Source organism: Devosia indica (genome assembly GCF_003056405.1).
GTDB classification, from domain to species: domain Bacteria; phylum Pseudomonadota; class Alphaproteobacteria; order Rhizobiales; family Devosiaceae; genus Devosia; species Devosia indica.
The window spans coordinates 175,339-199,650 of sequence record NZ_PYVZ01000004.1 but is presented as its reverse complement, the minus strand read 5'-3'; the positions used below and the strand labels follow the sequence as shown (position 1 = coordinate 199,650).

At 60.9% G+C, this 24,312-nt stretch carries 25 protein-coding genes and 2 pseudogenes; 13 read left to right on the top strand and 14 right to left on the bottom strand.

Features of this window, described 5'->3' with window-relative positions; genetic code table 11:
- Nucleotides 1-212: 212 nt before the first annotated feature.
- A complete protein-coding gene (locus DDE76_RS05870) occupies nucleotides 213-2,894 on the top strand; it encodes an Rne/Rng family ribonuclease (RefSeq protein WP_104894291.1) in 2,682 nt (893 codons plus the stop codon).
- 91 nt (nucleotides 2,895-2,985) lie between these two features.
- Here DDE76_RS05870 and DDE76_RS05865 read toward each other — a convergent pair whose 3' ends face one another.
- Both DDE76_RS05865 and DDE76_RS05860 read right to left on the bottom strand, forming a co-directional pair.
- Complete coding sequence (locus tag DDE76_RS05865) at nucleotides 2,986-3,492, bottom strand: GNAT family N-acetyltransferase (RefSeq protein WP_104894290.1); 507 nt, start codon at nucleotides 3,490-3,492, stop codon at nucleotides 2,986-2,988.
- A gap of 2 nt (nucleotides 3,493-3,494) precedes the next feature.
- A complete protein-coding gene (locus DDE76_RS05860; protein ID WP_198650849.1) occupies nucleotides 3,495-4,646 on the bottom strand; it encodes a pyridoxal phosphate-dependent aminotransferase in 1,152 nt (383 codons plus the stop codon).
- Between the two features lie 150 nt (nucleotides 4,647-4,796).
- Between DDE76_RS05860 and DDE76_RS05855 the strand changes: the two genes are divergently transcribed.
- The 6 genes from DDE76_RS05855 to DDE76_RS05830 all read left to right on the top strand — a co-directional run bounded on the left by DDE76_RS05855 (nucleotide 4,797) and on the right by DDE76_RS05830 (nucleotide 9,572).
- Nucleotides 4,797-5,657: a DsbA family protein gene (locus DDE76_RS05855; RefSeq protein WP_157955678.1), complete on the top strand. Its 861-nt coding sequence runs from the start codon at nucleotides 4,797-4,799 to the stop codon at nucleotides 5,655-5,657.
- Between the two features lie 143 nt (nucleotides 5,658-5,800).
- Nucleotides 5,801-6,238, top strand: coding sequence for a type II 3-dehydroquinate dehydratase (gene aroQ / locus DDE76_RS05850; RefSeq protein ID WP_104895029.1), 438 nt, complete (start codon nucleotides 5,801-5,803; stop codon nucleotides 6,236-6,238).
- Nucleotides 6,239-6,271: 33 nt separating this feature from the next.
- Nucleotides 6,272-6,772 (top strand): acetyl-CoA carboxylase biotin carboxyl carrier protein, encoded by a 501-nt coding sequence (gene accB, locus DDE76_RS05845; protein WP_104894288.1) that lies wholly within the window; start codon nucleotides 6,272-6,274, stop codon nucleotides 6,770-6,772.
- 10 nt (nucleotides 6,773-6,782) lie between these two features.
- Nucleotides 6,783-8,129: an acetyl-CoA carboxylase biotin carboxylase subunit gene (gene accC, locus DDE76_RS05840; protein WP_104894287.1), complete on the top strand. Its 1,347-nt coding sequence runs from the start codon at nucleotides 6,783-6,785 to the stop codon at nucleotides 8,127-8,129.
- Between the two features lie 38 nt (nucleotides 8,130-8,167).
- Nucleotides 8,168-8,809: a leucyl/phenylalanyl-tRNA--protein transferase gene (gene aat / locus DDE76_RS05835; protein WP_198650848.1), complete on the top strand. Its 642-nt coding sequence runs from the start codon at nucleotides 8,168-8,170 to the stop codon at nucleotides 8,807-8,809.
- Entirely contained in the window at nucleotides 8,796-9,572 is a 777-nt protein-coding gene (locus DDE76_RS05830) for an APH(3') family aminoglycoside O-phosphotransferase (protein WP_104894285.1), read from the top strand. Before aat ends, DDE76_RS05830 begins: the two co-directional genes overlap by 14 nt.
- Here the strand turns inward: DDE76_RS05830 and DDE76_RS05825 are convergent.
- The 4 genes from DDE76_RS05825 to DDE76_RS05810 all read right to left on the bottom strand — a co-directional run bounded on the left by DDE76_RS05825 (nucleotide 9,569) and on the right by DDE76_RS05810 (nucleotide 11,719).
- Nucleotides 9,569-10,066 (bottom strand): GyrI-like domain-containing protein, encoded by a 498-nt coding sequence (locus tag DDE76_RS05825; protein WP_104894284.1) that lies wholly within the window; start codon nucleotides 10,064-10,066, stop codon nucleotides 9,569-9,571. The two genes, DDE76_RS05830 and DDE76_RS05825, sit on opposite strands and share 4 nt — an antisense overlap.
- 153 nt (nucleotides 10,067-10,219) lie before the next feature.
- The gene (locus DDE76_RS05820) at nucleotides 10,220-10,624 is read right to left on the bottom strand and encodes a DUF2155 domain-containing protein (protein WP_104894283.1); all 405 of its coding nucleotides are present in this window, start codon (nucleotides 10,622-10,624) and stop codon (nucleotides 10,220-10,222) included.
- A gap of 23 nt (nucleotides 10,625-10,647) precedes the next feature.
- Nucleotides 10,648-11,034: an NADH:ubiquinone oxidoreductase subunit NDUFA12 gene (locus DDE76_RS05815; RefSeq protein WP_104895028.1), complete on the bottom strand. Its 387-nt coding sequence runs from the start codon at nucleotides 11,032-11,034 to the stop codon at nucleotides 10,648-10,650.
- A gap of 103 nt (nucleotides 11,035-11,137) precedes the next feature.
- On the bottom strand, nucleotides 11,138-11,719 hold the full coding sequence (locus DDE76_RS05810) for a TetR/AcrR family transcriptional regulator (RefSeq protein WP_104894282.1): 582 nt from the start codon (nucleotides 11,717-11,719) through the stop codon (nucleotides 11,138-11,140).
- Nucleotides 11,720-11,801: 82 nt separating this feature from the next.
- Here DDE76_RS05810 and DDE76_RS05805 point away from each other — a divergent pair, with 82 nt between their 5' ends.
- Nucleotides 11,802-13,001, top strand: a complete 1,200-nt coding sequence (locus tag DDE76_RS05805) for an MFS transporter (RefSeq protein WP_104894281.1) — start codon at nucleotides 11,802-11,804, stop codon at nucleotides 12,999-13,001.
- A 24-nt stretch (nucleotides 13,002-13,025) separates the two neighbouring features.
- Here the strand turns inward: DDE76_RS05805 and DDE76_RS05800 are convergent, their stop codons facing one another.
- The gene (locus DDE76_RS05800) at nucleotides 13,026-13,733 is read right to left on the bottom strand and encodes a DnaJ domain-containing protein (RefSeq protein WP_104894280.1); all 708 of its coding nucleotides are present in this window, start codon (nucleotides 13,731-13,733) and stop codon (nucleotides 13,026-13,028) included.
- Complete coding sequence (locus tag DDE76_RS05795) at nucleotides 13,730-14,449, bottom strand: VWA domain-containing protein (protein WP_157955677.1); 720 nt, start codon at nucleotides 14,447-14,449, stop codon at nucleotides 13,730-13,732. Before DDE76_RS05795 ends, DDE76_RS05800 begins: the two co-directional genes overlap by 4 nt.
- Before the next feature lie 135 nt (nucleotides 14,450-14,584).
- On the opposite strand from DDE76_RS05795, the pseudogene DDE76_RS05790 reads away from it, so the two are divergent.
- A pseudogene (locus tag DDE76_RS05790) lies at nucleotides 14,585-15,807 on the top strand (MFS transporter).
- A gap of 15 nt (nucleotides 15,808-15,822) precedes the next feature.
- Here DDE76_RS05790 and DDE76_RS05785 read toward each other — a convergent pair.
- Nucleotides 15,823-17,172, bottom strand: coding sequence for an MFS transporter (locus tag DDE76_RS05785; protein WP_104894278.1), 1,350 nt, complete (start codon nucleotides 17,170-17,172; stop codon nucleotides 15,823-15,825).
- Between the two features lie 276 nt (nucleotides 17,173-17,448).
- On the opposite strand from DDE76_RS05785, the gene DDE76_RS05780 reads away from it, so the two are divergent.
- Complete coding sequence (locus DDE76_RS05780; RefSeq protein ID WP_104894277.1) at nucleotides 17,449-17,628, top strand: DUF2934 domain-containing protein; 180 nt, start codon at nucleotides 17,449-17,451, stop codon at nucleotides 17,626-17,628.
- A 123-nt stretch (nucleotides 17,629-17,751) separates the two neighbouring features.
- On the top strand, nucleotides 17,752-18,345 hold the full coding sequence (locus DDE76_RS05775; RefSeq protein WP_104894276.1) for a 5'-methylthioadenosine/S-adenosylhomocysteine nucleosidase: 594 nt from the start codon (nucleotides 17,752-17,754) through the stop codon (nucleotides 18,343-18,345).
- Between the two features lie 3 nt (nucleotides 18,346-18,348).
- Here DDE76_RS05775 and DDE76_RS05770 read toward each other — a convergent pair whose 3' ends face one another.
- Nucleotides 18,349-18,672, bottom strand: coding sequence for a hypothetical protein (locus DDE76_RS05770; protein WP_104895027.1), 324 nt, complete (start codon nucleotides 18,670-18,672; stop codon nucleotides 18,349-18,351).
- Nucleotides 18,673-19,302: 630 nt separating this feature from the next.
- On the opposite strand from DDE76_RS05770, the pseudogene DDE76_RS05760 reads away from it, so the two are divergent.
- Nucleotides 19,303-19,653, top strand: a pseudogene (locus DDE76_RS05760) (cell wall hydrolase); the annotation flags it as partial.
- 15 nt (nucleotides 19,654-19,668) lie between these two features.
- Here the strand turns inward: DDE76_RS05760 and DDE76_RS05755 are convergent.
- The 4 genes from DDE76_RS05755 to DDE76_RS05740 all read right to left on the bottom strand — a co-directional run bounded on the left by DDE76_RS05755 (nucleotide 19,669) and on the right by DDE76_RS05740 (nucleotide 23,344).
- Nucleotides 19,669-20,202 carry a DUF2076 domain-containing protein gene (locus DDE76_RS05755; RefSeq protein ID WP_245891811.1) on the bottom strand — a complete coding sequence of 178 codons (534 nt, stop codon included), beginning with the start codon at nucleotides 20,200-20,202 and terminating at the stop codon, nucleotides 19,669-19,671.
- Between the two features lie 58 nt (nucleotides 20,203-20,260).
- Nucleotides 20,261-20,533, bottom strand: coding sequence for an EscU/YscU/HrcU family type III secretion system export apparatus switch protein (locus tag DDE76_RS05750; RefSeq protein ID WP_104894273.1), 273 nt, complete (start codon nucleotides 20,531-20,533; stop codon nucleotides 20,261-20,263).
- Nucleotides 20,530-21,411, bottom strand: a complete 882-nt coding sequence (fliK, locus tag DDE76_RS19510; RefSeq protein WP_157955676.1) for a flagellar hook-length control protein FliK — start codon at nucleotides 21,409-21,411, stop codon at nucleotides 20,530-20,532. The genes DDE76_RS05750 and fliK overlap by 4 nt, the downstream gene beginning before the upstream one ends.
- Before the next feature lie 1,189 nt (nucleotides 21,412-22,600).
- A complete protein-coding gene (locus DDE76_RS05740) occupies nucleotides 22,601-23,344 on the bottom strand; it encodes a glycosyltransferase family 2 protein (RefSeq protein WP_104895025.1) in 744 nt (247 codons plus the stop codon).
- A gap of 208 nt (nucleotides 23,345-23,552) precedes the next feature.
- Here DDE76_RS05740 and DDE76_RS05735 point away from each other — a divergent pair, with 208 nt between their 5' ends.
- Nucleotides 23,553-24,305: a FecR family protein gene (locus DDE76_RS05735; RefSeq protein ID WP_157955675.1), complete on the top strand. Its 753-nt coding sequence runs from the start codon at nucleotides 23,553-23,555 to the stop codon at nucleotides 24,303-24,305.
- Nucleotides 24,306-24,312: the final 7 nt, after the last annotated feature.

Sequence of the window (24,312 nt, the reverse complement as noted above, 5' to 3'; positions counted from 1 at the left end):
GGCCCGCTGGCGAACAGAGCGCGACGCGATCGATATGAACGATTGCCGCTTTGCTTCGCCCTGTTTGCCGGCCCAGACCGCACAGTCTTCGGCGCTGAACGTGAGAGGTTCGCGCCACCCAGTATCAAACCTATTCGCCCCGCAATGCGCCACGAACAGGAAGTCGGCCTCCCGGCGTCCACTTGTCGGCGCGCGGGTGCGCGGAGTTCATTATGGCGACCAAAAGAATGCTGGTGGATGCCATCCACCCGGAAGAAACACGGATTGTCGTTACCGCCGGTAACCGGCTCGAGGAGTTCGATTTCGAATCAGCGACCCGCCGCCAGTTGCGGGGCAACATCTACCTCGCAAAAGTCACGCGGGTTGAGCCCAGCCTGCAGGCGGCCTTTGTCGAATATGGCGGCAATCGCCATGGCTTTCTCGCCTTTTCGGAAATTCACCCCGATTACTACCAGATCCCCGTTGCCGACCGCGAAGCTCTGCTGCGCGACGAGGAACACGAGGACGATCATGGTGATGACGCCGATGAAGCAATCTCGCTGCCCACAGGGGTAACCGAGCCGGACGCAGAGGCCGATCCGCAGGAACCCGGCGATGCCGAACACATCGAACAGGCGCCCGCCGACAGCGAGCCGGTCGAGTCGATTGGTGGTGGCGATGCCCTGGAAGAAGTGCCGGAGCGCCGTCGGTCGAGCCAGCAGCGCCGTCACCAGTACAAGATCCAGGAAGTCATCAAGCGCCGTCAGGTGATGCTGGTGCAGGTCGTCAAGGAAGAACGTGGCAACAAGGGCGCGGCCCTGACCACCTATCTGTCTCTTGCCGGCCGCTATTCTGTCCTGATGCCAAATACCGCCCGCGGTGGCGGCATCTCGCGCAAGATCACCAATGCTGCCGACCGCAAGCGCCTCAAGGAAATCACCGCCGATCTGGAAGTGCCCCAGGGCATGGGCGTAATCCTGCGTACGGCCGGTGCCTCGCGCACCAAGGCCGAGGTCAAGCGCGACTTCGAATACCTGATGCGCCTCTGGGAAAGCGTGCGCACGCTGACGCTGGAAAGCTCGGCGCCGTGCCTGGTTTATGAGGAAGGCTCGCTCATCAAGCGTACCATCCGCGACCTCTACAACAAGGACATCGACGAAGTTCTGGTGGCTGGCGACAACGCCTATCGCGAGGCCAAGGACTTCATGAAGATGATCATGCCGTCCCACGCCAAGAACGTGAAGCCATATGCCGAAGAGCAGCCGCTGTTCTCCAAGTATAGCGTTGAAGCCCAGCTCGATCAGATGTTCTCGCCGACGGTTACCCTGCCCTCCGGCGGCTACATCGTCATCAATCCGACAGAAGCGCTGGTCTCCATCGACGTAAACTCGGGCCGCTCCACCAAGGAGCACAATATCGAGGACACTGCCCTCCAGACCAATCTGGAAGCAGCCGAGGAAGTCGCGCGCCAGCTTCGCCTGCGTGACCTGGCCGGCCTCATCGTCATCGACTTTATCGACATGATGGAGAACCGGTCCAACCGGGCCGTCGAGCGCAAGCTCAAGGATTGCCTGAAGGACGACCGCGCCCGCATTCAGGTGGGTCGCATCTCCCATTTCGGTCTGATGGAGATGAGCCGCCAGCGTATCCGCTTTGGCGTCGTGGAAAGCTCGACCCACAAGTGTCCGATCTGCGATGGCACCGGTCTTGTGCGCTCCACCGAAAGCCTGGCGCTGATGATCATGCGCCACATCGAGGATCACGTGCTGCGCAAGCAGGGGCAGTCGATCAATGTTCGCGTCCCGGTTGAGGTTGCGCTCTACATCCTGAATTTCAAGCGTGACACGCTTTCGGGGCTCGAAGCGCGCAACAAGCTCTCGATCACGATCACCGCAGACAGCAAGATGACGGGCCAGCAATTCGCCATCGAAAAGGGCGAAACCCGCGTTTCGGCCTATGCCGACCAGCGCACCGCCGCCCATGTGCGGGTGGACAGCGCCGTGATCGACGATGCGGCCGAAGACGACGTCGAGGTCGAAATCGAAGTCGAGGTTGAAGAAACCGAGTCGCGGTCAGCAGATGCCGGAGAAGGCGAAGGGTCCGGACGCCGCCGGCGCCGCCGCCGCCGCCGCGGTGGCCGCAATGGTGACCAGCAAAACCAGCAGGCATCCGAGGGCAGTTCCGATCAGGATAGCGACACCGACAGTGTTGCCGAAGATGACGAGACCGGTGGTGAGGATGCAGACGCCCGCCATGCCGTTGAGGGCGATAGCGATGGCGAAACACGCCGCCGCCGCCGCCGCGGTCGTCGGGGCGGGCGCCGCAATCGGCGCGATCAGAATGGCGATACCGGAGCCGATACTGCAGAGGCCGCCGTTTCAGCGCCTGAAGAAGCGGTTGTCGACCATGTCGAGGTAGACGCCGAGCCGGTGGCCGAACAAGCACCCGTTGCCGAGGAAAAGCCGACCGAAAAGCCTCGGCGCACCCGTCGCAAGAAGGTTACCGAAACCGAGGATTCGGCGCCGGCTGAAACTACTCCGGTTGCGGCAAGTTCCGAAGAAGAACCCACTGAGCCGGTCGCCGAAGACAAGCTGGCCGAAAAGCCCAAGCGCAAGCCCCGTGCGCGTAAGCCCAAGGCTGAAGCGACCGCGGCAGCAACCGAGCCGGCGGTCACGGAAGCCGCGCCCGCCGAGGCCCCCAAGGCCGATGACAGCGCGCCGGAAGAAAAGAAGCCAGCACGCAGCCGTCGCGTGAAAAAGGATCTGCCGCCTGAGGGCGTGGTTGTCACCTCAAGCGCCGCACCGGCCGAGGAAACCAACGCGCCTGCCGAGGGCGAGGGCGAGGCTGAGGGTGAATCTGAGCCCGGAAAGAAAAAGAAGGTCGGTTGGTGGCAGCGCCGCCTTGGCCTTGGCTAAGTGAGAAAGGGCGGCCTCCGGGCCGCCCTTTTTTTCCGCGTATCAGCCATTGCAAGGCTCTGCCATGCAATGCGCTCCGCGGCTAAGTCCCTCACTGGCCAGCAAAATACCGGTACACGACATCGCCCTCATCCTGAGGCACGGCACTGTTATCCCGCACGCCACCCAGCCGCGCTGAAACCGCCATGGATTTATAGTTCTCCGGATCGAAATAGCTCACCAGGGTATCAAGGCCGAGCGCTTCAAATGCCCAGTCCTTCAGGGCACCCCCGGCCTCGGTTGCAAAGCCCTGGCCCTCGTGGCCCGCATAGAGTATCCAGCCCAGTTCCTTTTCCGGGAACATCGGTCCGTGATTGATCCCGACCTGACCGACGCAATCGCCGCTGGCCCTGAGCTCGATCATCAAGGCGCCATGGCCATAGAGTTCCCACATTGCAACATCGCTGGAGAACATGCCCCATGCCGCCCATCGGACATGCGGCCCGCCCATCATCCGTGACCGGTCCGACGCCATGAACGCGGCATAGGCAGGATAATCCGCCATCACCGGAGGCCGAAGCACCAAACGCTCTGTGTGCAAGGTCGGAATGGCGCTCATGCTTAACCGCCTGCCCTCAGGAAATCCCGCATTCGCTCCAAAGCACTGTCGACAGTCTCCGATTTACCAGCATAGCTGAACCGCACAAAACCATTGCCATCGGTCCGGTCGAAATCAATGCCCGGCGTCGCCGCGACACCAGCCTGGTCCAGCATGGTCAGGCAAAAATTCATGGCATCATTGGAAAACTGACCGATTCCGGCATAGGCGTAAAACGCCCCATCGCCATCTTCTGGCAGCTCGAAACCAAGCTCGCGCAACCCCTGCCCCAACAAAAGCCGATTCTGGGCATAGCGCGCCTTCTGCTCTTCAGCGTAGTCGCGCTCCCCCAAGGCCACACTGGCCGCGATCTGGCTCAGAGTCGGCGCTGAGATGAACAGGTTCTGCTGTAAAATCTCCGCCCGCCGGATCATTTCCTCCGGCAATACCATCCAGCCGATACGCCATCCGGTCATGCAGTAATATTTCGAGAAGCTGTTGATAATGATGGCATCACGGGTGAGCTCCAGGGCACTGACCGACGGCCCCGCATAGTCGAGGCCGTGATAGATCTCGTCGGAAATCAGCGTGACGCCCAGCCGCGCACAGCTATCAACGATGTCGGCGAGCTGCTCGCGGCTCACCGACGCCCCGGTCGGATTGGCCGGGCTGGCAAAGAGCAGCCCATCGAATGGCTGGCGCGCATGCGCGGCTTCGATACCCGCCCCGGTCAGCCGCCAGCCATTTCCGGCCGAAACGGGAATTTCGACGACGCCGAAGCCCAATCCGAGCAATGTGTTCACATAGGCCGGGTAGCCCGGACGGGTAATGGCGATCCGGGCCCCCGGCTTGAATGCAGTATGAAATGCCAGGATGAAACCCGCAGACGACCCCATCGTTGCAACGATCAGCTCCGGATCGATTTGCACGCCGTGCTGGCGTTCATAATAACCCTCCAGGCCCTCGCGCAGCGCGTTCATGCCCTTCGCATTGGTATAGCCCTGCGGCTCCGGCAAAGCCCGCGCCACCGCCTCAAGCACTCGCGGCGCCGGCGGCGCGCCCGGCTCACCAACTTCCAGATGGCACACCGCGCGCCCCAGCGCTTCCAACGCCTTGGCGCGCTTGAGAATATCCATGGCGAAAAACGGCATCAGGCCGTCTGGAGAATTGGTCATGCGAACCCCACTTCTGCATCGGGCCTAGCGCGAAGTGCCCGGTTTCTCAACAACAATTGATAGTCTCGTAAATCCGTGGGCGATCGTCCCGTGCCAGTATATCAGAAGGTCTGCTAGACAAGGCGCGACCGACTCGCCTGGAGCCCAATGATGAACCGCCTGACTATCCTTCTCGCTGCTGTCGCCGGTATTCTCGCCGGCGCGCTGGGCTATGGATATTTCAATCAGCCCACGCCGCAGATCGACGAAGTCGCGGTGCGCGCCATTGTCGAGCAAATGCTGGAAGAACAGATGGCCCTGTCAGAGCCGGCACAAGCCGAATCGGATGTCGCCAGCATCGACCCTGCGGTTCTCAATCCCATGATCGAACAGTTCCTGCTCGACGATCCCAAGGTTCTGCAGCGCGTCTCCACCGCCCTCGAACAAACCCTGCGCGCTGAAGAAGCTGAACGTTCGGCGACCGCCCTGGCGGAGTTCCGCGACCAGATATTCAACGCGCCAGGCCAGATTGTGCTGGGCAATCCCGATGGCGATGTCACCTTAGTCGAGTTCTTCGATTACAATTGTGGCTATTGCCGCGCTGCCCTGCCCGATATGGCAGCCCTGTTAGCAGAAGATCCCGATCTCAAGATCATCCTCAAGGAATTTCCGATACTCTCTAACGAGTCCATCGATGCCGCTCGAATCGGTGTCCTGGTGGGCGAGAGCGAAGCGAATTACTGGGATTTTCACTCCGCCCTGTTCACCAGCCGCGGCAAGGTCGACAAATCCGTGGCCCTCGCCGCCGCGCAGGATCTCGGCCTTTCGCCTGTTGAGCTGGAACTGCAAATGGGCGATCCCCGAGTCGCCCAGACCATTCAGTCGTCCTATGAGATCGCCCAGGCCCTGGGTATCACCGGCACCCCGACTTATATCATCGGAAATGAGATCATTCCCGGCGCTATCGGGGCCGACGAATTGCGCGCCCGCATCGCCGACATGCGCGAATGCGGAAAGACCCAGTGTAGCTGAGCACCCGAAAACCGCTAAGACCCCGGAGCCCACCTGCAGCTCTCTCAGACCGTGGCGCAGTGCGGGTGGCTCTAGTCTTTTCGGTGCATTTCGTGTAACCGCCCTTGCGCTGGCCAAAAGGGCCGGTGCACAAGGCATGGATCATGACCAAACGCGTTCTCGTCCTCAATGGCCCGAACCTCAACCTGCTCGGTACGCGCGAGCCGGGGACCTATGGCGCCGAAACGCTCAAGGACATCGAAGCCCTTTGTCATGCGGCCGCCGAGGATTTGGGGCTAAGCCTCGATTTCCGGCAGTCAAATTACGAAGGTGAGCTGGTCACCTGGATCCAGGATGCCCGCAAGACGGCCGACGGCATCCTGATCAATCCTGCCGCATATTCGCACACTTCTGTTGCCATACATGACGCCCTGAGGGCCGTGAGCCTGCCGGTGGCGGAAGTGCATCTGACCAATATCCATCAGCGCGAGGCCTTCCGGCACCATTCCTATGTGTCGTCGGTCGCCTTCGGCGTCATTTGCGGCTTTGGCACGCTTGGATATAGACTGGCCCTCATGGCCTTGGCCGATAAACTCAAATAACGCTTCAAGACGAGAAGCCGGGAGACCGACAGAATGACCAAGTCATCGGTGGATCAGGATCTGATCCGCGCCATCGCCGAACTGCTCAACAAGGAAGACCTTGCCGAGATTGAAATCGAGCAGGAAGATCTGAGGGTTCGCGTCACCCGCTCCTACCCCAGCGAGGCGCCGACCTATGCGCACGCTCCCATGCAGTACATGGCGCCGCCAGCGGCCGCTGCTGCACCAGCCGCACCGAGCGCACCATCCGGTTCTGTACCTGCCGCAGCGCCCGCTGCGACCGAGGATCTGGCATCCAATCCGGGCACGTTGACTTCGCCCATGGTCGGCACAGCCTACCGCTCTCCTGAGCCCGGCAAGCCGGCCTTTGTGGATGTCGGGACCAAGGTGTCCGAGGGTCAGACTATCCTGATCATCGAAGCAATGAAGACCATGAACCAGATTCCGGCGCACCGCTCTGGCACTATCACGCGTATCCTTGTGGAAGATGCACAGCCGGTAGAATATGGCGAGCCGCTCGTCGTCATCGAGTAAGGGGACGACCATGTTCCATAAGGTTCTGATCGCTAATCGCGGCGAAATCGCCCTGCGCATCCTGCGAGCGTGCAAGGAAATGGGTATCCAGACCGTTGCCGTGCATTCAACAGCCGACGCCAATGCCATGCATGTGCGCCTGGCCGACGAAAGTGTGTGTATCGGCCCCAATGCGGCCAAGGACAGCTATCTCAACATTCCCTCCATCATGGCGGCGTGCGAGATTACCGGCGCTGATGCAGTGCATCCCGGCTACGGCTTCCTCTCCGAAAATGCCCGTTTCGCAAAGATCCTGACCGAGCACAATGTGACCTTCATTGGTCCCTCGGCGCACCACATTGAAATCATGGGCGACAAGATCACCGCCAAGAAGACGGCGGTGGAACTGGGCATTCCCGTAGTCCCCGGCTCTGCCGGCGCCGTTGAGACCGATGCAGACGCCAAGAAGACTGCCAAGGAAATCGGCTATCCCGTGCTGATCAAGGCCACCGCTGGTGGTGGTGGCCGCGGCATGAAAGTTGCAAAATCCGAGAAGGAATTGCTTGAGGCTTGGTCGACAGCCCGCACTGAGGCCAAGGCCGCGTTTGGCAATGACTCGGTCTATATGGAAAAATACCTGGGCAAGCCGCGCCACATCGAGGTGCAGGTGCTGGGTGATGGCCAGGGCAATGCGGTCCATCTTGGTGTCCGCGACTGTTCGTTACAGCGTCGGCACCAGAAGGTTTGGGAAGAGGCCGGTGGTCCTACCATCTCTCCCCAGGAACGCGACGAGATCGGCGAGATCTGTGCCGCGGCCATGCGCAAGCTGAAATATTCCGGCGCCGGCACCATCGAGTTTCTCTATGAGAATGGCGAGTTCTATTTCATTGAAATGAACACGCGCCTGCAGGTTGAGCACCCGGTTACCGAGCGCATTACCGGTATCGACATTGTCTATGAACAGATCAAGGTTGCCTCGGGGGAAAAGCTCTCGATGACCCAGGATCAGGTACAGTTCTATGGCCACGCCATTGAAGTGCGCATCAACGCCGAGGACCCGCAGACCTTTGCGCCGTCGCCCGGTACCATCACATTCTACCACCCCGCGGGGGGCGTTGGTGTGCGCGTCGATTCGGCAGTGTATCAGGGCTACAAGATCCCGCCCTATTACGACTCGCTGATCGGCAAGCTGATCGTTTATGGCCGCACGCGCGAGGAATGCCTCAAGCGCCTCAGCCGCGCGGTGGACGAGTTCGTGGTGGATGGCGTCAAAACCACCCTGCCCCTGTTCCAGCGCCTGATCAAGGAGCCCGACATCCTGGCCGGCAATTACGACATCCACTGGCTGGAAAAATTCCTGGCCGAGAACAAGGCATGAGCTTGAGGGGCGCGCGAGCGCCCCTTATCTTTAGTAGCATGGCCCGCCAGACAGACCCCTTTACAGTCGAGATCACCCCCGAGCTGATCGTCCGCGCCTATCAGGCGGGCATCTTTCCCATGGCAGAAGATGCAGCCGACACAGACCTTTTCTGGGTAAGCCCTGATCTGCGCGGCATCATCCCGCTAGATGGCTTTCACGCCAGCAAGAGCCTGCGCAAGGCCATGCGTAATTCTCGCTGGACCATTCGCGTCGATACCAACTGGGATGGTATCGTCGAGGGCTGTGCTACCGTAGGCGAAGACCGCCAGACCACTTGGATCAATGGCACGATCCGCTCCGTCTATGGCGAGCTGTTTCGGCGTGGCGTGGCCCATACGGTGGAAGTGTGGGACGGCGACAATCTAGTTGGCGGTCTCTATGGCCTTGCGATAGGCGCAGCTTTTTTCGGCGAATCCATGTTTCACCGACGCACCAATGCGTCCAAGATGGCCATGGCGCACCTGGTCGACCGCCTGAAGGCAGGTGGTTATGAACTGCTCGACACCCAGTTCCTGACCGACCATCTCGCCTCGCTTGGCGGCATCGAAATTCCCCGAACCGAATATGAAGACCGCTTGAGCCTGGCCCTGCAGCGCGAAGGCAATTGGAGCGCCTGGGACAGCAATGATCAAGCCTGAAGACCTGCCCGAAAGCCTGGGCCCACTACGCGATCTACCCTGGACGCAGATTACCATTGGCAGATCGACCTGCGACGTCTGGCGCATTGCCCTTGGTGACGGTAACGCGGTGTTCCTCAAGGCCGAAACCGTTCATCCACTTGGCGAATTGCCAGGAGAAATCGAGCGCCTGAATTGGCTGACGCGCATGGGTTTCAAGGCCCCACGCGTCGTAGATGCCGAACAAGGCAGCAATCGCCTCTGGCTCCTGATGAGTGCGGTTCCCGGGGCGGATCTCACTCATTATGACAAAGAACCGGAAATCGTGGTCCGAGCCTACGCCCAGGCCCTCAAACGTCTGCATGCGCTTGACCCGACGACCTGCCCATTCGACCATAGTATTGACGCGCGATTGACCCTAGCTGAACAGCGCCTCGCCGCCGGCCTGGTCGACGAGACTGATTTCGACGCCGAGCGCCTGGGCTGGACAGGCGTACAGGTGCTGGAATGGCTCCACGCCAACCTCCCGGAAACCGGCGACACCATCGTCACCCATGGCGACGCATGCACACCCAACATCCTCGCAGTCGACGGTCGCTTTTCGGGCATTGTCGATTGTGGACGCCTTGGTACGGCCGATGTCTGGCAGGATCTGGCCATCGCCTGCCGCAGCATCAGGGACAATATCGGCAAGGAGCACATCGCACCCTTCCTCGCAGCCTATGGCGCGGTGTGGGACGAAGCCAAATTTCGCTTCTATTGCACCCTAGACGAGATGTTCTAGTCCCGCAGTTTGAACGCGAGCGTTGTCACCCACTCATCCATATCGGGTACCTCCGCCGGGTCGCTCTCATAGAGCTCCAGCCGGCAGGCAAAGAACTCATCATTGCCCTCTGTATGCTGGTCGAACGGCTGCTGCGTCAGCTTTGACCAGCCGATCAGCACGCCGGTTACTGTCACCAGGGCATCCGGATGACCGTGCCAGGTCACACCGAGATAACGCCCCGCCGGCAATCTGCCAGTTTTGACCACACCTTCTTCCGGACCAGCCCTTTCGACCGCGATCCCGGCCTCGACATCAAGCGTTTCGGCCATGTTGATACGCCGGTAATTGTAGAAGGCAGCGCCGATCGGGGTCAGGCCGTGCCGCTCGACATAGTCGAAAATTTGCGGGAAGCCTTCATTGGCGGGCCGCTGCATCTGCTGCATTGTGACCATGAATGGCACATAGACATAGTCCTGCACCGGGCGCTCTGTAATCTCTGGCAGCGTCATCATCGGGTAATCCTCCTGTTCCGGTTGCAGTCACGCTGTGCACCACCGTCGGCATTGGCCAATATCGTGGTCAAGTGCGCGGCCACAGGCCAGCGTCACAGTGCACTCCCATCACGACGAAGGAAGTCAGGCGTGTTGAACATACTCGGGAGAAATTTAGCGCGCGTCCGGCGGCGGCACATTGGTGGAGGTTTTACACTCGATCAGCCAGACATCATACACGGCGTGATCCACCGCATTGAGCGCCGGGCTGTCGGCGAACATCCAGCCCGTAAAGATCCGCTCTCCGACGCCGTCCAGGCCAATCTGGTTGACCTCAAGAAACGCCGACGTGCGTTGTAGCGTATCGCTGCTCGGACGGTCGTAGCAGGCACGCGGCGTTATCTCAAGCGCCCCAAACAGCACAGTTTCGTCCACATAGACGTCAAAGCGCGTGATACGCCCGGTGATCTTGTCGAGCCCGGCAAAGGTTGCCACCGGATGTGCGACCGGTTGCGCGTACACGGCAGGCGTATAGGCCAGAACGGCCGCTGTCAGCAGCGGCCGAGCCAGAAATTTCATGCATTGCCGCAAACTGCGAACCCTTATTCGGGCGACCAGGCCTGGTAATCGCCAGTCACGCGCGGGCGCTCACCCTTGTTGAGCAGGCTGCCATCGGGGCGATAGGCAGCGGCTGTACCGGTCAGGTTGGGCTGATGCGCCTTTTCCCAGGGGTGCGGCTCATATTTGGCATTGGCAGGTGCCACATCGGAACGATGATGCATCCAGCCGTGCCAGCCCGGCGGGATGGCCGAGGCATCGGCAAAACCGCCAGCATATGTCACGTAGCGACGCTTGGCCTTGCGGTCCTGATAGTAACGATTGCCGAATTCATCTGACCCGACATAGTCGCCGAAACGACGGATCCAAAGACGCGTGCCCCAGGTGTTGCCACCCCACCACGAGAAAATTTCGGTCAGGAACTGCTTGATACCGGTCTGGGCCAATTTTCGATTCCGCATATTTGGCGTCGATTTTGCGGTCGGTTTAGCATGGCTCGCAAGCAGAGCCTAGACCGAACAAGCCGAAATCCAGTCATACCTGCTCATTCCGAAGCATCGCCATCATGGCCGCAATGACCCGATCTTTCTGCGCGTCGCTGGTGCCCGCCAGTCCTTGTATGTGCAGTCCCTGGTCCAACGTCTGCAGCATCTTTCCCAAACCGGCCACATTGGCTTTGCCGCCGATCTGGCCACGCGCCGCCGCGCTCACAAGATTGGCCTGGTACAGGGCTTCTATTTCGCCGGCTGCTTCCACCGCCTTCTGATATGCCCCTTCTGGCACCGTGTCCTTTTGCGTCAAGGTGTTGAGCATAAAGCAGCCATAATACTGGCTGCCATACTCCAGGCCCTTGAGGTTCGCTTCGATATTTTCAAGCCCCATTGGCTGACGGGTCATGACGTCCCGGTACTCTGCGATCAGATAGCCAAGAAACCGCTCCAAGGCGGCTTCGAACAAACCCGCCTTGCCGCCGAATTCCTTGTAGAGACTGAAACGGTTCAACCCCGTCTGATCAACCAGTGCGGCCAGATGCGCCCCTTCATATCCAAGGCGCCAGAACAACTCCATTGCCTTGTCGAGCACATCTTCCCGGACATAGCCACGCGGTCGCGCCATTTCAAACCAATCGTTCTGTTATCAATTGACCCCGCCTCTGCACAGGGTTATTCACGTGTTGTTCTGAAACAGGAATGCCTCGATGTCCAGCCCTTCCTCAGACCTCCGTCGCTTCCTCTGGCTCTATTACGCCTACGCATTCCTGTTCGATTTCATCCTCGCCTACGCCTTCTATACCGCCTTGTTCGAGCTCGAAGGCCTGTCGCTGACCGAGATAGGCCTTTTGCTGGCGTTCTGGTCGGCAACGGCAATCGTCCTGGAGATGCCGTCAGGCGCGCTCTCGGACCACTTTGACCGGCGTTGGTTGCTGGTCGCCGCGCCGCTGTTCAAGGCGCTGACCTTCCTGCTCTGGATCGTTGCTGCGGGCCATTTCTGGCTCTATGCGCTTGGCTTCCTGTTCTGGAGCCTGGCTCAGGCCCTGCAATCGGGCTCGCGAGAAGCCCTGCTTTTTGAGCGCATGCAACACGAAGGTCGCGTTGAGGAATTCGACAAGGTTCTGGGCCGCGACAATGCTGCCGAAGAGCTCGGCATCGGCGCTGGCGCGCTCCTGGGCGGCTTCGTCGCCTATTACAGTTTCGACTGGGGCCTGTGGCTCTCCATACCGCCGCTATTGCTCGCGTCCTTTCTCGCCCTCTGGTTGCACGATACCCGACGCGGTGCAGCGACCTCTGAGACGGCAGAAGCGCCTGCCAGCTACTTCTCGCACTTTGCCGATGCCGTGATGGAGTTTCGCCACCACGCCGACCTGCGTTTCGTCACCACCTATATCGCGGTCGGTCTTGTCGTTTTCGAGTTGATCGAGGAGTTCGACCAGATTTACTTTCTTGCGGTCAATCTTCCAGTGTGGGCCTGGGGCATTGTGGGCGCCGCGGTCGAGTTCATTTATGCTGCGGCCAGCATTTACGCCCATCGTCTGGCCGGGCGGCCATGGCTGGCCTGGCTCCTCCCACTACTTGGCGGGACCCTGCTCATCCTCGCGTCGAGCGGCACCACGCCCTGGTACGTTTTGCTGCTGTCCTTGGCCTATGTCCTGATGGCGCCACTTGGGGTGCTCGCTGAAGCGCGCTTTCATCGCGTTATGGAAGGCAAGAGCCGCGCCACCACGACCTCCGCCCTGGTTATGGCGGAAAACGTCTCGGGCATTCTTGGCACACTGGCGTTCGGCTTTTTGGCAGAGCGTATCGGCATCCTGCCGGCCTATGGTTGGGCCGGACTGGTCATGGTGCCCTTGGCAATATGGGTTGCTCATGGCCAGCGCCGTGGCCTCCGGGCAACGGACTAAGCAAGTGCGCCCGCGCCGTCTGGGTCATCGTCCGAGCAGGAAGTCTCGCGCCTCATTGATCTTTGCGGCAAGGAACTCCGACCCCCCCCTGTCTGGATGTACACCCTTCATCAATTCACGATGCGCCGCCTTGATCTCCTCGTCGCTGGCCCCGGGCTTCAGGCCCAGTACGGCATAGGCTTCGGCCACCGGGTCACCGGCAGCGCCGTTTGACCGCGCACCCTCCGTCCCAGAAGCGCCATTCTCGGCAAAATACTCGCGCCAGCCGGCGCGGTTGGTATCGAGCCAACTTTCGAGCAGGTTCACGCTCTCGGCGTCGTGCCCGATCTCATCGATGAGGGCCCGCGTCTCCGCTTCGCCCAGATCCATCAGGTCCCAGCCGGCAAACTGACCATCCAGCACCCTGCCCGTCAGCTCACCCGTATCGTGGTCCAGCTCCATGGCCAGATACCGGCTGCGCACCTTTGACACATTTGCGGGCCCGGGGCCGATGCTGTCGAATGAGAACTGCCCCAGCCGGCCGCGGATCAGCACTGACGCAGCGACCGCGCCCAGAATCATGGCTATATCAATGCGCCGAAAGAGGAGCGCCGCCGCGGCAATGAGGCCCGCGCCACCGCCGATGATCCAGCGCAAGCCCTGCATCACCAGACGACGATCCATGTTGCGCAGTGCGTAGACCAGCCACAGAATGCCGATCAGGACCAATGCACCGAGAAAAACCCAGCTCATCGTTTCTCGATCTGGGTTAGCAGGGCACGCGCGGCACCGCTTGATTGCAACCTGAGATGGGCCCGTCCGCCGCTGGCATAGGCCGCCACGGCCTTTAGCAAATCGGCGAGCTGTTGCGGCGCTGAGCTGTCAAACCGCGCATAGGCGCCCTTGGAGAGGCGTGCAAACTCCCGAAAGGCCGCCTCCACCCGGCTGTCATGGCCTTCCTGAAACACAAACAGCGGCAGCCCCATCACGCCAAGCTCCCCTGCCTTGGCGCAGAGCGCATCGACGTTCTCCTCCATGGCGTCGCCGACATAGATCACCGCATTGATGCGTCGACTCTTGTGCTCGTCCCTGGCATGCGAAAACACCCGCCCGATCTGCGTATTGCCACCCTGACAGGAAATCGTGCTCATCAGGCGAGCCAAGGCGTTGGAATCGAGCACCCATTTCGAGGCCCGGCATTCCCCCAGCCCCCGGAAATAGATCAATTGCACCTGCAGATGCGCATCCTTGGGGATGGCCTCGAACATGCCTGCCTGCAGGGAAATCGCCATGTCCCAGGTGGGCTGCCGGCTCATGGTCGCATCCATGCCGAACAAGAGCCGCCCATCCTCAGCCGCATTGGGGCGGGCCATTAGCCCAACCTTCTGCACAAAGACAGACACTTCGTCCCGAACTTGCGTCTTGGGCGTCACCGCATCGGCACGGCGGGCCGGATTTTTCTCACTCATGGCTTGAATATGTGGCCCCGCAAACGCCCCGGCAAGGCGGGCAGCCGAACTGCGGATAAATTTCGCTTGTTTGGGTCGAAACACCGGCGCCTCATCCGTCGCAAAGGTGAATTCCTGCAAGAAGGGACTTACCAAATGGAACGACACTATGGCTGGGTGATCGTGGCTGCGGGCGCAGTGATCACCTGTCTGGCAATGGGCGCCATGTTCGCGCTGCCGGTCTATCTCCAACCCATCGCCGCAGAAACCGGCTGGACCCGAGCCGGCATATCCGGCGCCATGACCGTGGGCTTCATCGTCATGGGTGTTGCCGGTTTCTTGTGGGGCACCTTGACCGACCGTATTGGCGCACGCCCGGTCATCCTGGCGGCAGCGGCAATGCTCGGCGTTGGACTGTTCATCGCGAGCCGGGCCAATGACCTTCTGGTCTTCCAGCTAGCATATGGCGGCTTGGTCGGTGCTTCCGGTGGTGCTTTCTTTGCTCCCTTGATCGCCACGACGTTGGGTTGGTTCGACAAACATCGCAGCCTGGCAGTCTCGCTTGTCTCGCTGGGTGCCGGTGTCGCGCCAATGACCATGACCCCACTGGCCACCGTGTTGATCGAGAATTTTGGCTGGCGCGCCGCCATGATGATGACGGCATTCGCGGCAACGATGTTCATCATTCCGGCAGCTTTTCTAATCCGCAGGGCGCCAGAGGTTCTGGCCGAAGCGCCGACGCCGGGGAGCGACGTCGTACCGTCTGCCAAGCCACCCACCAGCATCGGGATCCTCCTGCGCACACCGCAATTCATCGTTCTGGCCGCCGTATTCTTCCTGTGCTGCGGCGCCCATTCCGGCCCGATCTTTCACACGGTCAGCTATGCCATGCTGGCGGTGCATCTGCGCTGGCGGCCGCCAGTATCTATAGTGTGGAGGGCCTTGCCGGGCTTTTTGGCCGTGTCATCTTCGGCCTGTTAGCCGACCGCATCGGGGTCAAGCGGGTCATTATCGGCGGGTTGCTGCTGCAGGCAGCCGGCATCTATGCCTATATCTATGTCTCCGAGTTGACCCACTTCTACCTGCTGGCCGTCGTGCTGGGCCTTGTCTATGGCGGCGTAATGCCCCTCTATTCCGTGCTGGCGCGTGACTATTTCGGCCCCCAGGTCATGGGCACCGTCCTTGGTGGCATTACCATGACCTCGGCAATCGGAATGGCCTTTGGACCTGTCGGTGGCGGCTATCTCTTCGATACTTTTGGTGACTATCACTGGCTCTATATCGCTTCGGCCGCCATTGGTCTGGCCGCAGCCATGCTTGCCCTGGCCTTCCCACCAAAGACCGAGGATGCGGCACCCAAGGACGCCCTGCCCGCGTAACGGGGCCCTTACCGATCAGGCAAGGCTGGCCACGGTCGCCCCGCCGCCTTCCCCGTCATCATCCTTGCCCCGCGCATAAGCGGCAGAGAGGTCCCGGTAATAGCGGGAGTTGAACGCGATGATGGTGACCAGCAGGCCAACCAGGCCAGCAATGGTAAATACCAGCGCCATGCCACGCTCCGGACCGGTGCCGAACCACCCTCCAATCGCTTCGGCCCCGGCGCCGTCCGTCATGAAGGGAATGACCACGAACTGCGTCAGCGGACCAATGAGGAACGCCGTCAGCGGTGAAGCGGACTGTTCGACCGATTGGGCAAAGCCGAACACCCGCCCCTGTCGCTCCAGCGGCACCACCTTTTGCAGCGTCGTATGTTCGGCCGCTTCGGCATAAGGGCCAAGCAGCATCCATACGAAGCATCCAGCGGCCAGCAGCCAGAACGAGGACTGAATGGTGAACACGCTACACACCGCCCAGGTGATGGCATTGACCATGAGCAGCGTGCGCAGTGGATTTTTGCCCAGGCCTGTTCTGGAAATGATGATTCCGCTCAGGATGAAGGCGATCGACAGCACGCCGAAGGTCAGCCCCCACACTTCCACCGGCACCAGCGACAGGCCATAGGCGTCAAGCAGCGCCATGAAGATGCCACCCAGGAAATTGTTGAAGCAGGCAAAAAAGATCAGGGCGAACAGCCCCGGCACAGCGGCCACAACTTTTATGGTTCCGGCAATGTCGACCCGCTTGGGCTCTGCCGGCACATCGGGATTGGGCGCCACCCTGCCCTCATCGATCTGAACCAGGCTCAGATGCAGGAACACCAGCCCCGTCGCGACAAGGGCCAGCACCATTACCCCGAACATGCCGGCATAGGCCACCAGGAACCCCGATATCACCGAAGTCGTCAGAAAACCGATGCCGGTCACCATGCCAACCAACCCGTTTGCCTTGTCGCGCTGGTCCTCGGCGATCAGGATGGTCACCAGCGTCGGCAATGCGATTGATCGGATGTTACCCGCGATAACACCCAGCATGACCAGCAGGACAAAGCCCCACAGATACCAGCCATAGGGGTCCCGGAACGCCCCTTCCGGCTCGGCCAGCAAAATCCCCAGCGCCAGCAGGTAGAAGAAGGCCGAAGCTACGCTGGAGGCCAGCATGGCGTGCTTCTTGGCGTTATGATCCACAATCGAGCCGAACCAGAAGCCGAACCCGGCCGTGAATACCAGGTAGAATCCAGCGATCATGCCCGTGGCGAAAACCGACTTGGTTTCGAGAAACACCCAGAAGGTTATGGCAAACCACACCGTGAAATTGGTGACATTGGCCACAAGATTATTGGCGAGAATCTGGTGAAACGGCTTCATTTTCGACCCATCCATGCTGAAGTCCGACCCACCATAGGGGCAGGCCCGGATCCTGGTGCGATGCTTAGCAGTGTCCGCTGACCACTACTGTCAGCAACCCAGCTCAGCATCGGCACATCACCGACGAGCCATCGCGGGCAACTTCGACACCTCAAGAACAAGTCCTAGCACGCGCTGTCGGCACAGGCGCCATGCATCCGCGCAACAAGCGCGTTTACCATTCATAAACCATGCACGCGCACGCTTCTCTCGCCCAATCCATCAAGGAGTGCTGAAATGCACGAGCAAGTCCAACGCCGAGCCTATGCGATGTGGGAGGCCGATGGCCGCCCCGAAGGTCAGGACCAGGCCTATTGGTTCAAGGCCGTTTCAGAGATCGCTTCCGAGGCCGCCAAGACAATTAAGCCGCCGCGCAAACGCACAACAAGAGCGGCCAAAACCAGCAAGGCCGCTTGATTGCCGTTTCGGGTGGCCGCGGGTCTACGCATCTCGCGGCCAATCGCGCCCAGCCAATGACGAGGTGCCGATGACAAGGCGAACTGGCTTGGCGAAACCTAATACCGTGCTAGAAATTGAGCCATGACGATCCTTTACCTCATGGCCGCGGAGCCGGAATACGGCCCACACCTGCGTGCCCGCATCAAGCCGCAGATGATTGGTGTGGGTCCGGTAGAGGCTGCCGTTAACGCCACCCGCATCCTGGCGTCCATGGTGGACGATCTGCCTGACATAGTGGTGTCGCTCGGTTCCGCTGGCTCACGCCGCCTTGAGCAATGTGAGGTCTATCAGGCCATCTCGGTGTCGTACCGCGATATGGACGCCTCGGCTCTCGGTTTTCCCACGGGCGTAACACCATTTCTCGACCTGCCGGCGACACTGCCGCTGGAGCCACTTGTGCCTGGGCTGGTGCCCGCCACACTGTCCACTGGCGCCAATGTCGTCTCTGGCGCGGCCTATGATTCTGTGCCTGAAGACATGGTCGACATGGAAACCTTTGCCATATTACGGGCCTGCCAGGCATTTGGTATCCCCCTATTGGCACTGCGAGGGATTTCCGACGGCAAGGCGGAGGTTTCCGGCATGGCGGACTGGACGCAATATCTGCATATCGTCGATGAGCGCCTTGCCGCTGCGGTGGAGCTCATCGAGGCCCACTACGCCCTGAAGGCCTGACGGCTACTTTCCATCGCGCTTCTTATCGCGCCGCGAACGCTGCCAGTTCGTCCACCAGCGGCTACCACGCAGCACAGCCGTGTTCACCGGCCCCTGCAGGAAGATCAAATCAACCGCCAACAGCAACAGGCCGAGTGGCAGCATCCAGATGCCAAGCACCGGCAAGAAGCTGAAGATACCGCCCAGCACCAGAACAATACCGAGTGGAATGCGCACCCAACGCGCGCCCGGGCGTCGCAGCCGTGATAGCCAGCCAGCGGCCAGACTGGGGATACGCCGTTCCAGGCGATCAAACAGTCGATTCAGGCGATCTGTGCTCTTGCTCATGCGGTTCCCTTCCATCTCAACAAGATGGCGCTGACATCCGGCGGTTCAAGGGCATGGAACCGCCCGAATAGTCCAACCGTTGACCAGCAATTACGGAGCTGACCATGTCCCTCAATACTTTGCTGACCCAAATCGGCCTCCAGCGGCACGACCCGCATAGTCTGGAAGCCCAATTGCACGCTATGCGGCGCGACGTCCAGCATCTTAGGCAATCACTGTCCCGACAGACCGGTCAGGCTACGCACCATTGGGGTGACCAGTTGCACGAAATTGGCTCGGCCGTCGCCACCCAGACTGGTGAGTTCGCCCAACTGGCCGGCCAAGAGGCCCGAAAAGGCGCCAGAATGATCCGGAGAGATCCTTTGCCAGCCCTTGCTCTGGCGGGCACGGCTCTGCTGCTTATGCGACTGCTCAGCCGACGCTAAGCACTGATTAACCTTCCCAGACAGCGTTTCCTTAAGCCTGCGCGCGCATTTTCGGGATTAATCGACCATTTCGTCACCATCCCGGAGCGCCCTAATGCGCCAGTTCTGCAAAGCCCTTCTGCGTCTGTCGGTAGCGGCTGTGGCCGTTGTCAGTCTTGCAGCCTGCGGCGTTGCCGGGATGAATTTCGGCATGGCGCGGTTGAGCGAGAAGGAATGCATGATGCGCGCCATGTATTTCGAATCCAACCGATCCAGCGCCGAGGGCATGCTGGCCGTTGGCACTGTGGTGATGAATCGTCTCAACGATCCGCGCTATCCGAAATCGGTTTGCGGCGTCGTGGGCCAGAAAAATCAATTCGCCCAAGGCGTTCTTACAAGGCCAATGACCGATAGCGGCGCAATGCTTGCGTCACAGGTCGCTGACCAGGTTCTGTCCGGCGCCCGACATCCGGGCGTTCAGGCCGCCCAGCATTTCCACACCGCAGGCCTGCGGTTCCCATACAACAATATGTTCTACGTCCTCGAAGCAGGCGGCAACGAATTCTATGAAAAGCGCCGTGTACGCTAGCGCCTAGAAGTCGCCGCCAATATCGAACCCACCCCAATCGTCTCCGCCGTCAAAACCATCATCGGCCGGCGGTTCTTCAGGTGCTGCCGGGGCCTCGGCGGCCTGGGCCGGGGCGCTGAACACGCCGGCAATTGCCGACCCCAGAAGCACGCCGCCGGTCACGCCCAGCGCGGTCTGCGCGGCACCAGCCAGAAACCCGCCTGAGGCCGGCCGGTCCCAAGGCCCTCTTTGCCGTTGCTCGGGCGCTGACGGCGACCGTCGCTCTTCAGGAACATCACCAAAAATGCTGCCCAGGAACCCTGACGAACCGCGTTTGTCGTCGGCCTCCAGCGCTTCGATCCTGGCCTGCTGGTCCCGCAAGGCCGCTTCCTGCACGATTATCGTTTGGGCCATGTAGTAAGCAGCCGCGGGATTCTCGGACAAGCGCTGGCTGATCAGCGCTTCAGCATCCAGATCGCGCGGCCCGCTATTGCGCTCCACCCGGCGCAGGCGCTCAAACAAGTCTTCAATGGCGTGTTTGTCTTCGTCTCGCAGCATGACATTCTCCCATCATCGTCGGTCACAGACATGGGAAGCTTGCCTCACTCCCGCAAGGTCACTGCCGGGTCTGACGCAGCACATAGCCGATCACCACGGCCATTGCGTCATAGAGTTCGATCGGGATGCTATCGTCGAGTTCCACACCGCTCAGCGCCTCGGCAAGAACAGGATTGGCCTCGATCACCACCCCGTTCTCTTGCGCCAAAGCGACAATCTTTTCGGCCACCAGCCCGCGCCCCTTGGCGACGACGCGCGGCGCTTCCCGTGACCCTTCCTCATAATGCAACGCGACGGCTAGAGCGCGGGCCTTGGCTTCATCAGAGCTCATCGCGTGGCATCCAGATGCTGCCCAGAAGCGGACGGCGACTTGGGTGGAGGGGCCGGCGCACCCGTTCGGATCACCACCGCACCCGGTTTCAACCCGAGCGCAGCAAGATCCGACTTGAGAGCTTCGACATCCGCCGACAAAGCGGCACTCGTTTCAGGCCGTTCCGCCCAGAGCAGAACGCCCGCACTTCCGGTTCGCAGTGAAATTTGCGCGCCGATTTCACCCGCGTCGGAAAGATTAATGGCAAACCGGATCTGCCAGCCGCGCTCCTCTGTCCGCTCATCCTCGCTGTCGGGGTCCTTGTGTATCTGCATCTGCAGCAAGTGCTGCTGGCCCGCCACCACCACGGGAAGGTCAAGGCTCCACTGTGCGTCGTGCCGCGCCACGTTCTGGTCGGGCAAGGACGCACTTTGGTGCAGCCGCACCCGCGACAGCGCCGCTTCGGTCCGCTCCAGCAGCATCCTTCCCACCTCCAGCAGGTCATCAGGCAAGTTTGACGTGCTGACATCGCCTGCCCTGGCGCGTGGGGGCAGACCGCGCAATGGCGGCGCCACGGCTGCGACCTGTGCTACTGGCGCCTGCTGTCCCAACCACGCCCCCAGGCTCTGTCGCAATCCCAACAAGGCAGATTTGGCATCGCCCGCCGCCTGGGCGCCCTGCCCCGACGCCAGCAAGGCCTCCTGAAATACTCCGGACTTCAGCACGGCATTTTTCAGGATAGCACCGCTGACTTGCGGACTATCCAATGGAACCCGCGCCGCCAACACTTTCTGGGCAGCCTTGGTAACCGGCTCGGGCAGCGCAAATTTTCCAATGGCAGCACCGAGCGCGGTCGTCAGCCCGACCACACTATCTTGTCGCGGCAGCGCCTGCTGCACCATCTGCGCCAGAGCAGCCTGCGGATTTGCCGGTACCGGGGATTGCGGCTGTACCGGAACAGGACGCGCTTGGCTCGCCTGTGCTGCCGCCGCGCCAGCCATATTTAGCGGTGGCGCATGCTGCCCCACAACGCTCGATGAAAGCGCCTGCCCCACAGGCGGGAGGGCCGTGCTTGCCGACGCGGCAACGCCCACCATCGGTCGCCCGGTCGCGCTCACAGGCGCCGCAACCGCATAGGGAATCTCGGGTCGGGACACATGCGACGCCGCGGGTGCCAGCGGCGTTGCCAATGCCGCCGTAGAAGGTGTTGAAATGCCTGCAGCTGCCGTTGTAGACGGCGGGGGAGCGGTAGGTTGCCGGGACACGCGAAGACCAGCGTCTGTCGCCTCCGGCCCAACATTGCCCGCTGCCAGAGCTGTTGGATTGCCACTCGCCACCTGCGTCGCCGGTCCATTTTCTGCAGCAACCGGCGAGGAGGGTGATGCCACGGTCACAGCCTGCGGCGGTGCAGATGCACCCGGCGCCGCCGGTGCGACTGTGACTGGAGCAGATGTCGCATTGCCGACGACAGAGGTAACAGGTGCCGTGCTGGCAGGACTGGTCTGCAGAACTGCACTTGCCCCATATGCTGCCAGCGGCGCCATGGAAGGCGCCGAAACGGACGCCGACGGCATGCTCAAATTACTCGCAGACGCTGGCGCCGCCCCTTGCTGCGCTGGTCTGTTCGCTGGAGCCAGATCGACCTGCCCCCCGGAAAGCGCGATTGCAGAAAGCTGAACCTTTGTTGCCGGCGCATTCTGGCCTGCACCGGATATCGGCGTTGTCCCCCCAGCCGGTGGACGCACGCCTTCAAGCGTAAGCTGCAAATGCCCATCGGCCCGCTGCACCGCAAGGGTCAGCGTTGCACCTACCGGCTGACTTTGCGGTAAGTTGAGGGTCAAGACCTGCCGCCCGATCTGCACCTGTGTTGCGCCATTGCCGGCCTGCGACAGCACACGGGCTTCCACGGTTTGGCCGGCCGCCTGGGCCAGGGCGCGCAGACTGGCACCGGCCATGGCCAGCGGGATCGGCGGAAGCTGGGACGATATGCTCATCGGCCTGGCGACTCCAGCCACGTCATGTGGCTACGCCGAGTTTAGCGCATTGCGGGTTCAGCGCCAGCCATCGACGCTTGGCTTGGTGATCAACCTATTGCGGCCGGATGTCCGTATAGTCCTTGGTCATGGGCTTGCCCTTGAAGGTCACCCAGAAAAAATTCAGCGTATAGGTACCGGCGGTACGGAACACACCTTCCTTTTCCAACCGCCTGCCTGAGGTTTTCATCTTGAGCGCATAGGTCCATTTGACCCCGCCGACCTTGGACAGACGCACCGCAACGTCAGTATCCTCGCCAAAGAATTCGATGCTGCGATCATATCCGCCAACAGCGGCCCAGGCCGCGCGCTTGAACACGAAATTTCCGCCCTGCACGACCGATCCAACACGCAGAATGAAGCGGTTGAGAATGTAGATCAGGTAGGTCAACCCATAGAACAGACTAATCAGGAAGCGATTGTGCATGGCCATGTCATAATAGACATAGGGGCCGGAAAGGCAGACCAGCTTGCTATCCTTGCCGAATTCGCGCAGCACGACATCGAGCCACCCTTCGGGCACAATGGTGTCGCTATCGATATTGGCCACCAGCTCATAGCCTTCGCTCGCCGCAAAGCCGGCGTCGCGGGCATTCACCAGTCCCTTTTTGGGCTCATCCACTACCCGCACACCCTCATAGCTGCGCGCGATTTCTCCGGTCCGGTCGGTCGAGGCATTGTTGACGACGATCACGTCGGCATCTGCGCCGGAGCGCTTGATTTCCGCCAGCACCGATTCAAGGCATTTGCCGATCAGCGCTTCTTCATTATAGGCGGGAATGACGAAGGCCAGCTTCATGGGGATCCCCTTTGCCCGGCCTCGCGCCGGTTCTTGTTTGTGCTGCACATAGCGCGCAACGCCGCCTGCGGCAACCAATGGCACCAATCCTGCGTCAATCAGCCGGTTGAGACCTCGCCCGTTCCGCCAGGTCCTCTAATCTGCTAAGATGTTCTCAGGCCTGAACGGTTCATGTCCCGTTCAGCGGCAAAGTTGAATGGATACCACCATGAACAGACTTGCTGCATATTTCGCCATTTCTTCACTCTGCCTGAACGGCACGGCACTTGCCGCCGCTGAGGGCACTGCCGTTGGCGTCAGGCCAGATGCCCTGGCCCGCGCCGCGTCGGACGAGCGCGTTCTCGTTGTCGGTGCCGATGTATCGGTGGGCGAGACCATCGTCACCGGCCCCAGGGGCAATGTCCAACTGTTGTTTGACGACCAGACCAGGCTGGTCGTCGGACCGGGTAGCACGCTGGAAATCGAAACCTACCTGTTAGCTGGATCAGGCGCCGACACATTCGCCGTGAACGCCTTGGCCGGGACCTTCCGCTTCATTTCCGGCACTAGTCCAAAATCGGCTTACTCCATCGACACACCCACGGCCTCAATCGCCGTGCGGGGGACCGAATTCGATCTGACGGTCGGTGGTGGCCAGAGCTTCGTCCTGCTCTATGACGGCGCCCTGACCATTTGCCGGGGCTCCAATTGCGTCGATCTCACCAATCGCTGTGATATCGGCGCCGTGGCCGGCGGCGGCGCCAATCTTCTGACTTGGCAGGATGACGAGCGCGACCGTGTGTCGCCCAATTTCCCGCTGTCCAATGTTCAATCGAGCTTTCTGCCCCCCTTCCGGGTTTCCGGTGGCCAGGCCTGCCTGGCTCCACCGCCGCAATCTGCCTCCGACTCGCTGGTGGACGGATCAACCGGCCGCCCTGCTCCGGCCCAGAACCAGCCTTGCACAGATCCACAAAACTGCTGACGCCCAA

Excerpts from the sequence above, each read along its gene's own strand:
- DDE76_RS05810 (WP_104894282.1), bottom strand. The coding sequence starts at position 11,719 with ATGGCGCGACCGCGTGGCTATGTCCGGGAAGATGTGCTCGACAAGGCA.
- DDE76_RS05775 (WP_104894276.1), top strand. The coding sequence starts at position 17,752 with ATGACGATCCTTTACCTCATGGCCGCGGAGCCGGAATACGGCCCACAC.
- DDE76_RS05825 (WP_104894284.1), bottom strand. The coding sequence starts at position 10,066 with ATGATGACGCTGCCAGAGATTACAGAGCGCCCGGTGCAGGACTATGTC.
- aat (WP_198650848.1), top strand. The coding sequence starts at position 8,168 with ATGGCCCGCCAGACAGACCCCTTTACAGTCGAGATCACCCCCGAGCTG.
- DDE76_RS05795 (WP_157955677.1), bottom strand. The coding sequence starts at position 14,449 with ATGAGTGAGAAAAATCCGGCCCGCCGTGCCGATGCGGTGACGCCCAAG.
- DDE76_RS05865 (WP_104894290.1), bottom strand. The coding sequence starts at position 3,492 with ATGAGCGCCATTCCGACCTTGCACACAGAGCGTTTGGTGCTTCGGCCT.
- DDE76_RS05820 (WP_104894283.1), bottom strand. The coding sequence starts at position 10,624 with ATGAAATTTCTGGCTCGGCCGCTGCTGACAGCGGCCGTTCTGGCCTAT.
- DDE76_RS05860 (WP_198650849.1), bottom strand. The coding sequence starts at position 4,646 with ATGACCAATTCTCCAGACGGCCTGATGCCGTTTTTCGCCATGGATATT.
- DDE76_RS05750 (WP_104894273.1), bottom strand. The coding sequence starts at position 20,533 with ATGAGCTCTGATGAAGCCAAGGCCCGCGCTCTAGCCGTCGCGTTGCAT.
- DDE76_RS05755 (WP_245891811.1), bottom strand. The coding sequence starts at position 20,202 with ATGCTGCGAGACGAAGACAAACACGCCATTGAAGACTTGTTTGAGCGC.
- accB (WP_104894288.1), top strand. The coding sequence starts at position 6,272 with ATGACCAAGTCATCGGTGGATCAGGATCTGATCCGCGCCATCGCCGAA.
- aroQ (WP_104895029.1), top strand. The coding sequence starts at position 5,801 with ATGACCAAACGCGTTCTCGTCCTCAATGGCCCGAACCTCAACCTGCTC.
- DDE76_RS05740 (WP_104895025.1), bottom strand. The coding sequence starts at position 23,344 with ATGAAGCTGGCCTTCGTCATTCCCGCCTATAATGAAGAAGCGCTGATC.
- DDE76_RS05785 (WP_104894278.1), bottom strand. The coding sequence starts at position 17,172 with ATGAAGCCGTTTCACCAGATTCTCGCCAATAATCTTGTGGCCAATGTC.
- DDE76_RS05870 (WP_104894291.1), top strand. The coding sequence starts at position 213 with ATGGCGACCAAAAGAATGCTGGTGGATGCCATCCACCCGGAAGAAACA.
- DDE76_RS05855 (WP_157955678.1), top strand. The coding sequence starts at position 4,797 with ATGAACCGCCTGACTATCCTTCTCGCTGCTGTCGCCGGTATTCTCGCC.
- DDE76_RS05805 (WP_104894281.1), top strand. The coding sequence starts at position 11,802 with ATGTCCAGCCCTTCCTCAGACCTCCGTCGCTTCCTCTGGCTCTATTAC.
- accC (WP_104894287.1), top strand. The coding sequence starts at position 6,783 with ATGTTCCATAAGGTTCTGATCGCTAATCGCGGCGAAATCGCCCTGCGC.
- DDE76_RS05800 (WP_104894280.1), bottom strand. The coding sequence starts at position 13,733 with ATGAGCTGGGTTTTTCTCGGTGCATTGGTCCTGATCGGCATTCTGTGG.
- DDE76_RS05830 (WP_104894285.1), top strand. The coding sequence starts at position 8,796 with ATGATCAAGCCTGAAGACCTGCCCGAAAGCCTGGGCCCACTACGCGAT.
- DDE76_RS05735 (WP_157955675.1), top strand. The coding sequence starts at position 23,553 with ATGAACAGACTTGCTGCATATTTCGCCATTTCTTCACTCTGCCTGAAC.
- DDE76_RS05770 (WP_104895027.1), bottom strand. The coding sequence starts at position 18,672 with ATGAGCAAGAGCACAGATCGCCTGAATCGACTGTTTGATCGCCTGGAA.
- DDE76_RS05780 (WP_104894277.1), top strand. The coding sequence starts at position 17,449 with ATGCACGAGCAAGTCCAACGCCGAGCCTATGCGATGTGGGAGGCCGAT.